This window comes from Aliikangiella litoralis, assembly GCF_052495765.1.
The window spans coordinates 3,565,046-3,578,709 of the sequence record NZ_CP199292.1; the positions used below are offsets into that span (position 1 = coordinate 3,565,046).

The 13,664-nt window shown below is 35.6% G+C and carries 13 protein-coding genes; all 13 read right to left on the bottom strand.

The genetic code is table 11. The features are described 5' to 3' along the window. Window positions 1-64: 64 nt before the first annotated feature. Window positions 65-1,729, bottom strand: a complete 1,665-nt coding sequence (gene pgi, locus ACT5E3_RS14750) for a glucose-6-phosphate isomerase (protein WP_444994306.1) — start codon at window positions 1,727-1,729, stop codon at window positions 65-67. A gap of 83 nt (window positions 1,730-1,812) precedes the next feature. Further along, window positions 1,813-2,154: a four helix bundle protein gene (locus tag ACT5E3_RS14755; RefSeq protein WP_444994307.1), complete on the bottom strand. Its 342-nt coding sequence runs from the start codon at window positions 2,152-2,154 to the stop codon at window positions 1,813-1,815. A 103-nt stretch (window positions 2,155-2,257) separates the two neighbouring features. Next, window positions 2,258-3,100 (bottom strand): UTP--glucose-1-phosphate uridylyltransferase GalU, encoded by an 843-nt coding sequence (gene galU / locus ACT5E3_RS14760; protein WP_444998610.1) that lies wholly within the window; start codon window positions 3,098-3,100, stop codon window positions 2,258-2,260. A gap of 200 nt (window positions 3,101-3,300) precedes the next feature. After that, a complete protein-coding gene (locus tag ACT5E3_RS14765) occupies window positions 3,301-5,235 on the bottom strand; it encodes a nucleoside-diphosphate sugar epimerase/dehydratase (protein ID WP_444994308.1) in 1,935 nt (644 codons plus the stop codon). 233 nt (window positions 5,236-5,468) lie between these two features. After that, complete coding sequence (locus ACT5E3_RS14770) at window positions 5,469-6,041, bottom strand: acetyltransferase (RefSeq protein ID WP_444994309.1); 573 nt, start codon at window positions 6,039-6,041, stop codon at window positions 5,469-5,471. A gap of 2 nt (window positions 6,042-6,043) precedes the next feature. Further along, the gene (locus ACT5E3_RS14775; RefSeq protein ID WP_444994310.1) at window positions 6,044-6,865 is read right to left on the bottom strand and encodes a formyltransferase family protein; all 822 of its coding nucleotides are present in this window, start codon (window positions 6,863-6,865) and stop codon (window positions 6,044-6,046) included. A 12-nt stretch (window positions 6,866-6,877) separates the two neighbouring features. Then, entirely contained in the window at window positions 6,878-7,447 is a 570-nt protein-coding gene (locus ACT5E3_RS14780) for a sugar transferase (RefSeq protein ID WP_444994311.1), read from the bottom strand. Next, complete coding sequence (locus ACT5E3_RS14785) at window positions 7,444-8,160, bottom strand: PIG-L deacetylase family protein (RefSeq protein ID WP_444994312.1); 717 nt, start codon at window positions 8,158-8,160, stop codon at window positions 7,444-7,446. Before ACT5E3_RS14785 ends, ACT5E3_RS14780 begins: the two co-directional genes overlap by 4 nt. After that, entirely contained in the window at window positions 8,147-9,121 is a 975-nt protein-coding gene (locus ACT5E3_RS14790; protein ID WP_444994313.1) for an NAD-dependent epimerase/dehydratase family protein, read from the bottom strand. The genes ACT5E3_RS14785 and ACT5E3_RS14790 overlap by 14 nt, the downstream gene beginning before the upstream one ends. Then, entirely contained in the window at window positions 9,118-10,311 is a 1,194-nt protein-coding gene (locus tag ACT5E3_RS14795) for a glycosyltransferase family 4 protein (protein WP_444994314.1), read from the bottom strand. The genes ACT5E3_RS14790 and ACT5E3_RS14795 overlap by 4 nt, the downstream gene beginning before the upstream one ends. A gap of 11 nt (window positions 10,312-10,322) precedes the next feature. Next, window positions 10,323-11,471: a non-hydrolyzing UDP-N-acetylglucosamine 2-epimerase gene (wecB, locus tag ACT5E3_RS14800; RefSeq protein ID WP_444994315.1), complete on the bottom strand. Its 1,149-nt coding sequence runs from the start codon at window positions 11,469-11,471 to the stop codon at window positions 10,323-10,325. 3 nt (window positions 11,472-11,474) lie between these two features. Beyond that, complete coding sequence (gene wbjC, locus ACT5E3_RS14805) at window positions 11,475-12,584, bottom strand: UDP-2-acetamido-2,6-beta-L-arabino-hexul-4-ose reductase (RefSeq protein ID WP_444994316.1); 1,110 nt, start codon at window positions 12,582-12,584, stop codon at window positions 11,475-11,477. Window positions 12,585-12,586: 2 nt separating this feature from the next. Further along, window positions 12,587-13,615, bottom strand: coding sequence for a polysaccharide biosynthesis protein (locus ACT5E3_RS14810; protein ID WP_444994317.1), 1,029 nt, complete (start codon window positions 13,613-13,615; stop codon window positions 12,587-12,589). Window positions 13,616-13,664 lie beyond the last annotated feature (49 nt).

Genomic DNA, 13,664 nt, shown 5'->3' on the forward strand with positions numbered 1-13,664 from the left:
TTTCGAGTTTCGAGAAAAGTATAAAGACATGCATATATTATATTGCCAACCAATAGCATTCTCGCTACTCGCTACTCGCTAACTTAACTTCCTTGATATAGTTCATTAAGCCATTGCTTGAACCATCAAAACAATTAGTTTCAGACGGCGACTTCAACTCTTCCAATGCTTGTTTTGCCATAGTCTTACCTAATTCAACTCCCCATTGATCAAACGGATTAATTCCCCATATACTCGCCATAACAAAAACTTTATGCTCATATAAAGCGATTAATTGGCCTAAACTATAAGGTGTTAATTCCTTTAACAAAATTGTCGTCGAAGGTTGATTGCCAGGGTAAAACTTATGTGAAGGTTCTTCTACATTATTGATGCTCTCATTATTAGTTTTTTCATTTTTACTACCAACCATTAATGCCCTAGACTGAGCAAAACAATTAGCGAGTGTGAGAGCATGCTGTTCGCGAAGCGCTTTATCGTGTTCAGTCTCTACTTGAGTAAACCTTTTGATAGGTGCAATAAAATCACAAGCAACTTTTCGAGTACCCTGGTGTAATAACTGATAAAAAGCATGTTGCGCATTAGGACCTACCTCTCCCCAAAGGACAGGGCAAGTATCATAATTAAACTGATTACCATCTTGAGTCACAGATTTTCCATTACTTTCCATTTCTAACTGAGTTAAATAATTAGGAAAGTACTTCAACCGAGCATCATATGGCAAAATAGCCTGCGCCGAAATGTCTAGAAAATTAGTATTCCAAACCCCTACTAGTCCCAATAAAACAGGGATATTATCTTTAAACTCTGCTGTTCGAAAATGTTCATCCAGTGCATTGGCACCGTTTAATAGAGCCCTAAAATTTTCCATTCCAATTTTTAGAGCAATAGTCAAACCGACAGTTGACCATAACGAAAACCGCCCACCGACCCAATCCCATAATTTTAATTGATGGGAAGGAGCAATTCCCCACTCGGACATTTTTTCTTCGCTAGTCGAAATTCCAATAAAGTGTTGCTTATTGACAATAGCTTCTGATTCACAATGATTCATCAACCATGCCTTTGCTGAAGCAGCATTGGATAGGGTATCGATAGTAGTGAAGGATTTTGAAACTAATACAAAAACAGTTGTTTCAGGGTTTAAGCGTTCAAATAAAGATGATACTTGTGAGCCATCCATTGTTGAAGCAAAGTGAACATTAACAGGGTTTACATATTCTTTTTTAAACTCATGCAACGCCTCACAAACCAATAAAGGACCTAAATCAGATCCGCCAACCCCAAGGTTAACAACATCTGTAATCGGTTTACCACTATAACCTCTCCAATGACCAAGTGTAATTGCTTCAATCATATTAGCCATAATAGTTAATTGTTCTTGTATCAATAAGTTAATATTAACACCATCTAACTCTAAACAATCTTCAATCTTTGCCCTTAAAGCAGTATGCAGGGCTGGCCTTTCTTCAGTTGTATTAACAGCTTCTCCGTTAAGTAGCTGACTTATCGATTTTTTTAAATCAACAAAATTAGCTAAATCAACTAATTTATCTAACGTGTCAGTTGTTAGCTTTTGTTTTGAAAAATCAACTAATAGTTGATCAAAAGCGAAAGAAAGTTTTTGAAAACGATCGCTTTCAGAAAATAAATCAGAAATATTGGAATCTTTTAAGTCATTTTCAGAATGATTTAAAAGAGATTTCCATTGAGGGGAATTATTGATCATATATTTAGTATTTTACTCTGCGAGTTTCGAGTTTCGAGTTTCGAGTTTCGAGTTTCGAGTTTCGAGTTTCGAAAAATTATATATCAGCTTTTAATTATTTGTATTAATTTACCTATCATTTTTGACAACTCCTCAGCTTCTTGCATCCACTTATTACCGATGCTTTTCTCTATAAAGCCAACCTCAACTCCAATATCAACCTGAGTAGCAAACTCACCTAACGAGCCTTTTGATATTGATAAGAATCGAGTTTTCTCTTTTGTATAATTCTTTTCAAAGCCTTCAGCTATATTTGATGGCACAGATAATGCACTTCGAGTTAATTGATCTTTGAATCCAAAATCTCTGATTTTCAATGAATACTTGTAAACACTTATCGACAAGCCTCTGCTTCTCTTCCATATAGCCAAATTTCTATATCTCATAACTATCTCCTTGTTCTACTAACTGTCCTTTTAAAATTAACAATTTTTTGAGTCTTTAGTATTTTTTTCTAACACTAGAAGCTCGCAACTCGCTACTCATTAACTAATCTTTCAAATTTCTTATATAATCCGAAAACACCTCTCCGATTTCACTGTGTCTCATTCCATACTCAACGTTAGCCATCATATAACCAATTTTAGAACCGCAATCATGGGATTTTCCTGTCATATGAAAGGCTTCCACTGTTTCTATTTGCATTAAACTATCAATTGCGTCTGTTAACTGAATTTCATCGCCAGCACCAGGCACTGTTTTTTCGAGTAAATCCCAAATTTTTACCGATAAAACATATCGCCCAACAACAGCCATATTCGAAGGAGCTTCATCAACCGAAGGCTTCTCCACCACTCGAGTCATCTTAACAGACTCACCAGGCTTTAACTCGATACCACCACAGTCAACAACGCCATAACTAGAAACTTGCTCATTTGGAACCGGTTCTACCATTATTTGGCTAGCAGCACTACTTTCAAATTGCCTTATCATCGCAGCTAAATTTTCAACCTTCAAATTAGAGCTTGCATCATCAATAAGAACATCAGGCAAAATAACAACAAAAGGATTATCCCCCACTAAAGGTCTAGCGATAGAGACAGCATGACCTAGCCCTTTTGCCTCACCTTGCCTAACGTGCATAATAGTAACGTCTTTAGGGCAAATCGCTTGAATTTCTTCTAATAATTGCCTTTTCACACGTTTTTCTAAAGTTGTTTCTAGCTCGAAAGATTTATCAAAATGGTTTTCGATTGCATTTTTTGAAGAGTGGGTGACTAATACAATTTCTTTGACTCCTGCCTCAACACACTCATTAACAATGTATTGAATGAGTGGTTTATCAACTATTGGGAGCATTTCTTTGGGTATGGCTTTTGTCGCGGGAAGCATTCTGGTACCTAGACCAGCAACAGGTATAACGGCTTTGCTAATATTAGTCACTTTATATTATCTCTATTCAAAATCAGTATTATTTCACTATCCATATTAAAGAATAATTAAACATTTTGATAGTTAATCATTAATAAACGATTATTTAGGGAAACTTTTTCTTGGCTTTTATATGGTAACTATGCAAAAAAGAAGAAGCGCTATGACAATGTCTTAAGTCTAACAACATTATTTTGCTCTTGATCTTCATTCCATAATAAATCACAAACAGCATGTTGAGGGTTATATCCAGTAGGAATTTTGAGTAAAAGTTGTACTATTCCTTCACAGTCCATTTTTTCACACAGCTCATTTAAAAGAATCAAAGTTCTATGCATATCTAACCAAGGTAAGAACTCCTCGTGAGCAGTCATAATCTTAGAATGTGAGGTGCCTACAACATTCTCACCAATCAATAATTCTTCATATAGTTTCTCTCCTGGTCTTAGTCCAGAATACTTAATTTCGATATCGCCTTGTGGGTTGGATGAATTCTTTACACTTAACCCCATAAGGTGGATCATTCGCTCTGCTAGTTCAGAGATCTTAACTTGCTCCCCCATATCTAAAACGAAAACATCTCCACCTTTACCCATTGCACCTGCTTGAATGACTAATTGTGCAGCTTCTGGAATAGTCATAAAATAACGGATAATATCTTTGTGAGTCACAGTTACTGGTCCGCCAGCCTTAATTTGCTCTCTAAACAAAGGAACCACAGAACCGGAAGATCCTAAAACATTGCCAAACCGAACCATCGTAAAAATAGTCTTTTGACCTCTAGTACTAATCGCTTGCAACACCAATTCAGCAAGTCGCTTAGAAGCCCCCATTACATTTGTTGGGCGTACAGCCTTATCAGTCGAAACAAGTACAAACCTTTCAATACCAACTTCAGCTGCGGCCTCCGCGGCATACCAAGTTCCAAAAACGTTATTTCTAACTCCTTCGACTACATTATGTTCAACTATTGGCACATGTTTATAGGCTGCAGCATGATATACAGTTTGCACATTATAATGCTGCATCGCACGAATCAGCCTATTCTTATGCTGAACAGAACCGAGTAACGGAATGATGGTTAAATCAGCTTCAAGCTTTCTACTTAATTTTCTTAATTGTTTTTCAATAGAATACAAAGCAAACTCAGATAATTCATATAAAACTATCGAACTAGGCTTTAATGCCACAATCTGCCTACATAATTCAGAACCGATAGAACCACCGGCTCCTGTAACCATCACTACTTTATTAGTAATACATGAATGCAACAGTTCTTTATTAGGAGCAACTGAATCTCTTCCAAGTAAGTCCTCAATTTCAATTTCTTTCAATTGTTCAATTTGGACTTTACCGCTCACAATTTCGTCCATAGAGGCAATCGTTTTAACTTTAACAGGAAAAGGCTCTAATCGAGAAAGGATTTCAGAGCGGCGAGCATGACTAGTCGATGGCATTGCGAGTAGCACTTGTGAAACAAGATGTTTTTCAGTTATTTTTTCCAAGGAAATTGGCGAATAAACCTTAACGCCATCAATCTCTGTTCCGAACATCGTTGGCTCATCATCAATATAAGCAGCAATTTTATACTGGTTACTTTGACCTAATGCGCGGGCCAGCTGCCTACCTGCCGCCCCTGCGCCATATATTGCAACTACATTTAACGAACGGCTTGTTGATGAACGAATAAGGGCAATTATTAATAACCGAGCTCCGCCTATCGTTACCAAGGAAAAAGACCAGTAAAGTAAAATACTAATAGCATCTATCGGAACATTATAATACGCGCAACTTGTACCAAATGCTAAAGTAGAAATAGCAATGCCAGCAGCTATAGTAAAAACAGCCTTTAAGCCCATGTAACGCAAAATGGCTCTATAAAAACCTATTCTTGCGAAAACACTGAGGCTAACCAATAAAGTAATAACAAAATACGAATAACTTACCTTAAAAGGTTCAAAAGAGCTTATTGATATGTCTAAGGACAGAAAAATACTAAATATGATCGCAATTGAATCAAAACCTAAAGAAACGAATCTTTTGACAGGCCTGGATGACTCAATAAATAAAGATATCATCTTGTTTCTACTATCCACGTAGTTATTTCCTTCTATCTATAAATAAATCAAGTAGATTATCTTCTTCTTTTCAACCCCATCTACTTACTTAGATGAGCTAATTTTAGTCCTTGATTCAAGATTTTGCAGAATTTTATAGGATTATCAATAATCTTTAAAGGGGAAGTGACAAGTCTTTCTACAAGACTTACAACTTTTAACACTATTTTTAGAGTGTTAACATTATAAATATTTAACAAAGTATGAAATGGCTACTCATCAAGCCCTACTCCAGGTGGAATATTTGTCCATTCCTTGATTACAACCCCATAACTTGCACTCGCTCCAGCTTTCATCCAAACTCCTTCCTCCAATTTAACACCGCCTGCAATATGCGTTCCCACCCCTAAATGGCTATATTTATCTAACTTCGCATCGTGATCAACAGTCGCATTACTGTTAACAATACAACCTACTCCCAACACAGCACTAGCGCCAACAACAGCGCCAGCCATAACAGCACACCCACACCCTATTTGTGAAGTCATACTCACAAATGCGCCTGGATGTACTATAGTAGGAATCAAAACATTTAGCATACTTAAAAAACCTAGCTTTTCTTTTCTAATACTGTTATTACCAATAGCCACAAACACTTCATTAAACTTGCTAGAAACTTCCTCAATATCGCTCCAATTCCCTACAATAGGCCAAACTCCTGCTGTCGTTTGAGCTGGGTACTTATCATCAATAAAAGCAATTTTATGCCATTGACCTGATAGCAAAGCAGTTTCCGCAATAGCTCTCCCATGTCCACCAGCACCAATAATTAATAAAGACTTCATTATTAAATTTCCTCATACTCTATAAGCTCTAAAACTCCGTCCTTAAATAAAAGAAAATCTACACAGTCTGTATTTTCTCTAATAGCTGCAGACCAAACAATTATTTTTTTATCTCCTTCATAGTAAAACGCTCCAGGATATGGTTTCGTAACAGCTCTAACTAACCTCTCTGCATCTTCTATACTGCCATTTAAATTGATAAGGCCATCCTCAGGCTTTCTACCTGGCCATTCAGTAGCGATGCTATCGTCTTGTGCCGTGACTGAAACATTATCACTTTTCAACTCATGAAAAACATTTTTGATTAGGGTTATGTGAGCTTTGTTAACTTCTTTGTAAAGTGAGGTTGCATTTGTTTTACGATTAAGCGCTATTTCCGCTTGTGCAATAATATCCCCTGTATCAACCCCCTCATTTAACTTAATGAGGGTAACTCCAGTCTTATCTAAATTCTTTAAAATAGCCCAAGGAATGGCAGCCCTTCCTCTCCCAATAGGTAATAACGTCGGGTGAATTCCTAAAACTCCTTTTCTAGGTTGCTCTAAAACGCTTTTACTAGCTATCTGTGACCAACCAATTATAAATAACCAATCTATTTTAAGCTCTCTAATTAACCGAGTGCAATCTTCGTTATTTATATGGCTTGATTTATGTAACTTGATTCTCTTTTCATTGCAAAAGGAATCTAAATAAACTCTTCCAGATTTTTCTTTAGCCTGCTCATCTTCCAATGTGATAACCAAATCTAATTTTCCGCCAATTTCATAAATAGCTTCCATGCAGGATAGACCAAGTTGAACACAAGTTACGAAACCAAATTTCATGATTAATAATACCTAATAGACAGGAGGTGGTTTTAAAAGATATGTAAAAGTACCTAAGATAATTTTTATATCGATAGAGAAACAGAGTTCTTTTACGTATTGTTCATCATAATCAGCTTTCTCACATACAGACATGCCATCAAACGCTTTTATTTGAGCTAGCCCTGTCAATCCCGGTCTAAGCTTTATAGCACCGTTACTTTTTCGAAGCTCGATTAGATTAAGCTGATTCGGAATTGGTGGCCTGGGGCCAACGATACTCATATCACCTTTTAATATATTTAATAGCTGAGGTAGTTCATCTAAATTTGTTCGACGAATCACCCTACCAATCCAAGTTAATTTTATTTTTCCTATTTTATCTGAAGGAATATTTCCAGTATTAACAGGCATACTTCTAAATTTATAAAAGCAAAAATTTACTCCATTACGTCCCACCCTTTGTTGCTTAAAAAAGATAGGCCCAGGGTCGAAGAACTTAATTAACAAGGCAATTAAAATCATTATCGGACTAAGTAATAACACAGAAATAAATACTATTATAATATCTAAGCACCTTTTACCTACTACTCTATATATCATACAAGCTCTCTTTGATATATGGTTTGAAATGCTTCTGAGTACTTTTGACCATTTTGTCCACCTCTAAAAGCAGCTAATCCTTTAATTGCCTCTTTACTTCTAGGGTGAGGATAGTCTCTCATTACTTTTCTATAACAAGACAGAGCTTCCAGTTTAAGATCTATCTCTTTTTCAATTTCCACAAACAAATTAGGTTTAAATCCTATCGTATTAGTTTCATAAGCCCAATCAGTAGCAGATTGAATTTCCATAAAATGCAATGATCTTAAAGGTGGAATATCATTTCTACGCTGGTAATAACGACTTGCAGCCAAACATCCACGAGATATTTGGCAATGATCATCGTTAAGATCTGAAGGGTGGTGAGTGAATATTCTATGTGGTTTAAATTCTAAAATTTGCTTTTCTATAAACTGTACAATATCCAAATGATCGACATTGTTCATTCTAATATTTGGAAAGCTTCCTAGTATGGGAGTTTTAAAGCCAACTTTGCTATTAGCAGCGATCATATCTTCAAAAAGCTCAATGTCCGTCGGTCTATTTTGTCGAACATCGACATTTCCACATAAAATAATCGGCTGAACTATTTCACCACGTCTTACTAACTTAGCACCTGTTGCGCCAAAGCCCAAAATTTCATCATCAGGATGAGCGACCACAACTAAATTTATTTTGAAATTATCCACATTTTGAGTGTCAGACTTTTGCATTACTTTTTCCTAATGAAGCTCTATAATTAAAACCAGCTTTAATCAACAACTCCTGACTAGAATACCTAGGACTCCAATTTAATAATTTTTTTGCTTTGCTGGCGTTTATTTCTAAATTCCCAAAAACCTTACTGAAAGTCGCGCCCTTTCCCATTAGACTAAAAATCAATTTGACGATACTTTTAGGCATACTAAAGCATAGTGACTTCTCGTGCATTCCCCGAGCAAGGCAATCAATAATTTCGTACGTGGACAATACTTCCTCATCAGCTATCACAAAATCTTCTCCACCGGCATTTACTTCATAGCAACAAGTGGTTAGAAATTCAGTTAGATTTTCAATTGAAATAATAGACCTTCGATTTTTAATACTTTTAAAAGGAAGTAATATTTTCTTATTAGCAATACCAAGAAGAGTTCTAAAATTCCCAGGAGCATCAGCAGAAAAAACGAGTGCAGGCCTTACAATAACCAACTCGCTTTTACTATTGTCAAACAACTGTTTTAGTGAATACTCGGCCTCCAATTTTGAAATTGCATAGTCAAGTTTAGGGTTTGGAGTATCACTCTCTGAAAAAGAGGTTTCGCCGCTATCACTACCATGAACGCCAATAGAACTTACAAAAACAAATCGTTTTACACCGACACTGATTGCTTGCTTTGCTAAATTTAACGTTCCGATAACATTTACCTTCCGGAACTCGTCTAAAGGTTTTTCAACATGATCGTTCAAAATATGGGCTCGTCCTGCTGTGTGAATAAGTACATCAACACCTCTTAAGGCATCACTCCAGTCAGCACCTGTCGATAAATCAGGCAACTGCAATTCATAAGGTTTTTGAACAGACTTTCTAACACTACCTCGTACTGTGACGCCTAACTCAAGCATATGATTAACTAGCGCTCTACCAATGAACCCACTCACGCCAGTAATAAAAACTCTTGATTGCTTTATAATCATGAAATGGTTAGCTGTTTTGTCAGCTCAAAAAACTTACCTAAGCAAAGCTCTTCTGAATAATTTTCAATTAGAACTTTTCTAGGAGAGTTCACTGTTTGGTGCAGCTTTTTATCACATATTTTTTCTATACACTCAGCAAGTTTAACTGGATTTCCTGCTTCACAATTCCACCCGATATCAAATTCATTTACCATTATTGCTATTTCTGAACCAACATCAGAAACCACTAACAGTGGCTTAGCAGCAGCCATGGAAAAATACGACTTACTTGGAACCCCCAAACCATACATTCCCTCTTCAAGCGTTACGAGCGCAATATGACATGAAGATAATGCCAAATTTCTTTCCAACACACTAACTTCCCCTTTATATTCGATTTGGAGTTCGGGATGCTTAGATATAAATAACTTTAACTTATTAACATACGGCCCGCGCCCTAAAAAACTGAACCTTGCTCGACTATTTTTAACTAATTTTATAGCTTCAAATAGATTGTCAACACCTTGCAACCTACCGATGTTACCAAAAAATTGAAACACAATATTTTCATCTGACATATCTTCAGGAAGATACTTTGATTCATTACAGTTAACGGGGACTATTTCTTCAGTATTAATCCAATTCGGTATGTATGAAATAGTATCTGATGAATTTATTTTGTCACTTAACAATTGCTTCATATCTCGACCAATCACCGAAATAGCATCTGCTGAAGAATAAGCCTTATCAAAAACGTATTTTAATACCCGAAAAACAAAAGAACTCCGCTTTACTATGCCGGCAGGGACAAAATTCTCTGGAAAAATATCATGGACTAACAGTTGCCACTTGAACCTCTTAAATTTTTTTAGCAATGCAATTGCTAAAAGTAGAGTCGGGGGATTAGTACCAGATAGTACGACATCATTCTTACTGACTCTTTGCAGAATCAACTTTATAAGTTTTAGCGTGACGAGTAGTTGGTAGATTATTTTGCTTACTGTCCCCTTATTTGTTAACTTCGGTTTTTGGATCGTTTTCAGCTGAATCCTAGTCGAAAAATCAGACCTTTTCTCTAATTCAGGCTCATCTGTTGTTATAACTAATACCTGCTCATAGTTTTTTATTAAATTAGATATTATCCTCGACCAATAATATCCAGTACTATTTTGTTCCGAATAAATATATTCAGATATCACAACAATGGCCATTAATTCTACCTTTACCAATCGTACCTAGAAAACTCTTCTAAATTTCGCCATTTATTTGTTAGTTTTGCTGTGCCCAAAATTAATTTTGTTACTCTTAATGACGTATTTTCGACCTGATATTCAGATGGTATCTCTCTTCTGGGGAAAATCATTCTTTCTTGAGTAACAAGAGCTACTGACGATAAAAGTATATCTTTATTTAGACCAGAAATGACAATAGATCCAGCATCCAAAGCTTCTGGCCTTTCAATCGAATTTCTAAGCGTGACAGCTGGAAATTCCAACATAGCAGATTCTTCACTAATAGTTCCACTATCTGAAATCGCACAATAAGCTTCCTTTTGTAACTTGTTATAATCAAAAAAGCCAAAAGGCTTTAAGAATCGAATGTCACGCATCTCCAAATTCACACCTATTTTATCCAACCTATTTTTAGTACGCGGATGAGTAGATACGATAATAGGATACTGATATTTGTCGTAAAGACAATTTAAACAGTCTACCACTTTGTTTAAACTATCTTTACTATCGACATTTTCTTCTCGATGTACACTAATGATAAAATATTTACCCGATTTAAGTGACAATTTATCTAAAATATTACTACTTTCAATTTGTTGTTTTTTTGAATTTAACACTTCTAACATAGGAGAACCCGTCACATAAATAAATCGATGAGACAATCCTTCACTAATCAAATGCCTTCTAGCATTTTCGGTGTAAACCAAATTAAAGTCGGCTAAGTGATCCACAAGTTTTCGGTTAATTTCTTCTGGTACATTTGCGTCAAAACTACGATTACCCGCTTCCATATGATACGTTGGGACTTTCATTCTCTTTGCCATCATAACTGCGATTGCACTATTAGTATCACCTAAAACTAAAACAGCATCAGGTTTTTCTTTCAAAATAACTTCTTCTGTTTTAATTAATATTTCTCCTAAAACCCTACCTAATGAGGAAGTGTCTATATTAAAAAAGTAATCAGGCTCTCTCACTCCAAGTTCATCAAAAAATACTTGATTTAATTCATAATCATAATTTTGCCCAGTATGGACTAATTTATGTTCAGTAAACTGCTCTAATGTTTTCATGACTGAAGCAAGACGAATTATTTCAGGCCGAGTACCTAAAATAGTCATAACTTTTAATTTTTTCACAACTTATACCTTATAATTAATGGTATCAGGATTTTCAGGATCAAATATTTCATTTGCCCATAACATTACAAACATATCATTACTACCAACATTTGTAATATCATGCGACCAACCTGGTACAGTTTGAACTACTTGAGGTTCATTTCCAGAGACAAAAAGCTCATATTGTTCATCAGTCACAATATTCCTAAAAGCAAATTTAGCTTCACCTTTAATAACAAGAAACTTTTCATTTTTACTGTGATGGTAATGACCGCCTCGAGTAATACCAGGGTAAGCTGAAAAGAAAGAAAATTGACCTGAGCTTTTAGTTTTTAACATTTCTACAAAAACTCCACGAGGATCTTCGTGTTTTTTGAGGGAATAACTAAATTGTGATGGTGTATAATAACTAATAAAAGTTGAGTAAAGAGCCCTGAGTAAGCCGTTTCCAACAGGTTCAATTATTGAAGTAACTTTACTTTCTTTAAACGCTATTAGTTGTTCTTTTAGTTGTCCTACTGATATCTGATATACAGGGCAAACCTCTGATTCACACACTCCAGAAATATTTTTACTACTCTCTATCACACTAAGAAACTCATTGACAACATCATCAATATAAACCAAATTGATAATAGAATTAGCGTCATTTATCTGAACAGGCAAATCATTAACGATGTTATAACAGAAAGTTGCTACGGCAGAATTATAATTTGGCTTACACCACTTCCCAAATACATTGGGTAACCTGTAGTTATATACACAGTTCCCGTTTAAATTTGAAAGCTCTACTAAAGCATTTTCAGCATTTTTTTTGCTTATACCATAAGGATTGTCATTAGTTGCTTGTATAGAGGAAGTATAAACAACTGGAGTTCTAAGGTTATTAATCTTTAATATATCGCATATACTTTGGGTTAAATCAGTGTTCCCCGTCTTAAATTCTTCAATACTATCAGGTCTATTAACTCCAGCTAAATGAATAATAACGTCGCTTAATTTAATTCTTTCTTCAAGGGCTGTGATATCATCACCACGAAGGAACGTGATGACATCAATATCTCGTTCTCTTAATCGCACTAAAAGATTTTTACCAATAAAACCATTTGCCCCAGTCACTAATACCTTCACATCTATTTCCCCTTATAGTTACCAGGTAGCAAGTCATTAATGAAACCAAGTTTTAATAACAAAAGCTTCATTCCATCAATATCAAGCCTATCAGTATTATGAGAATTATAATCTTCTGCAACAGTGATCTTTCCCTCCCCCTCATCAACAAATTTTCCATAATTCAAATCTCGCAGATCTGGGGGCACTCGATAGTAGTTACCTAAATCTTGTGCCGCTACCATTTCCTCTCTGCTCAATAAAGTTTCATAGAGCTTTTCACCATGTCTGGTGCCTATTACATTAACTTGATGTTCACATCTACCAAATAATAATAACAAAGCTTTTACTAATACATCCACTGTCGCTGCGGGGGCTTTTTGTACAAACATGTCACCGTTCTTACCATGTTCAAAAGCATATAAAACCAGATCAACAGCATCCTCTAAAGTCATCATAAAACGAGTCATATTTGGATCTGTAACAGTAAGCGGTAAGCCATTCTGAATTTGCTCAGTAAACAATGGGATTACAGATCCCCTTGATCCCATAACATTACCGTAGCGAGTACCACAAATTACAGTATTATTGTCATCAGCATATCGTGATTTAGCAATCATCACTTTTTCCATCATTGCTTTAGAAATCCCCATTGCATTGATTGGATAAGCAGCTTTATCGGTACTTAAGCATACGACTCTACTCACTCTATTTTGAATGGCTGCTTCAAGAACATTTTCTGTACCAATTATGTTAGTTTTTACAGCTTCCATAGGATGAAACTCACAAGAAGGAACTTGTTTTAATGCAGCAGCATGGAAAATAAAATCTACACCACGAGTGGCATTTAAAACACTCTGATAATCTCTCACGTCACCTATATAAAACTTAAGTTTTGAATTGTTAAATGCAATACGCATATCTTCTTGTTTTTTTTCATCGCGTGAAAAAATCCGAATTTCTGATATATCAGTATCTAAAAAGCGATTTAATACGGCATTTCCAAATGAGCCTGTTCCCCCCGTTATTAATAATATTTTGTTCTTAAACACCAAGTTCTCCCAAAATGACAATATTCTAATTTCGGCTAATATCTATAAA

Bases quoted from the DNA above. Each gene is read 5' to 3' on its own strand.
- pgi (WP_444994306.1), bottom strand. From the start codon at position 1,729: ATGATCAATAATTCCCCTCAATGGAAATCTCTTTTAAATCATTCTGAA.
- ACT5E3_RS14755 (WP_444994307.1), bottom strand. From the start codon at position 2,154: ATGAGATATAGAAATTTGGCTATATGGAAGAGAAGCAGAGGCTTGTCG.
- galU (WP_444998610.1), bottom strand. From the start codon at position 3,100: ATGCTTCCCGCGACAAAAGCCATACCCAAAGAAATGCTCCCAATAGTT.
- ACT5E3_RS14770 (WP_444994309.1), bottom strand. From the start codon at position 6,041: ATGAAGTCTTTATTAATTATTGGTGCTGGTGGACATGGGAGAGCTATT.
- ACT5E3_RS14775 (WP_444994310.1), bottom strand. From the start codon at position 6,865: ATGAAATTTGGTTTCGTAACTTGTGTTCAACTTGGTCTATCCTGCATG.
- ACT5E3_RS14780 (WP_444994311.1), bottom strand. From the start codon at position 7,447: ATGATATATAGAGTAGTAGGTAAAAGGTGCTTAGATATTATAATAGTA.
- ACT5E3_RS14785 (WP_444994312.1), bottom strand. From the start codon at position 8,160: ATGCAAAAGTCTGACACTCAAAATGTGGATAATTTCAAAATAAATTTA.
- ACT5E3_RS14790 (WP_444994313.1), bottom strand. From the start codon at position 9,121: ATGATTATAAAGCAATCAAGAGTTTTTATTACTGGCGTGAGTGGGTTC.
- ACT5E3_RS14795 (WP_444994314.1), bottom strand. From the start codon at position 10,311: ATGGCCATTGTTGTGATATCTGAATATATTTATTCGGAACAAAATAGT.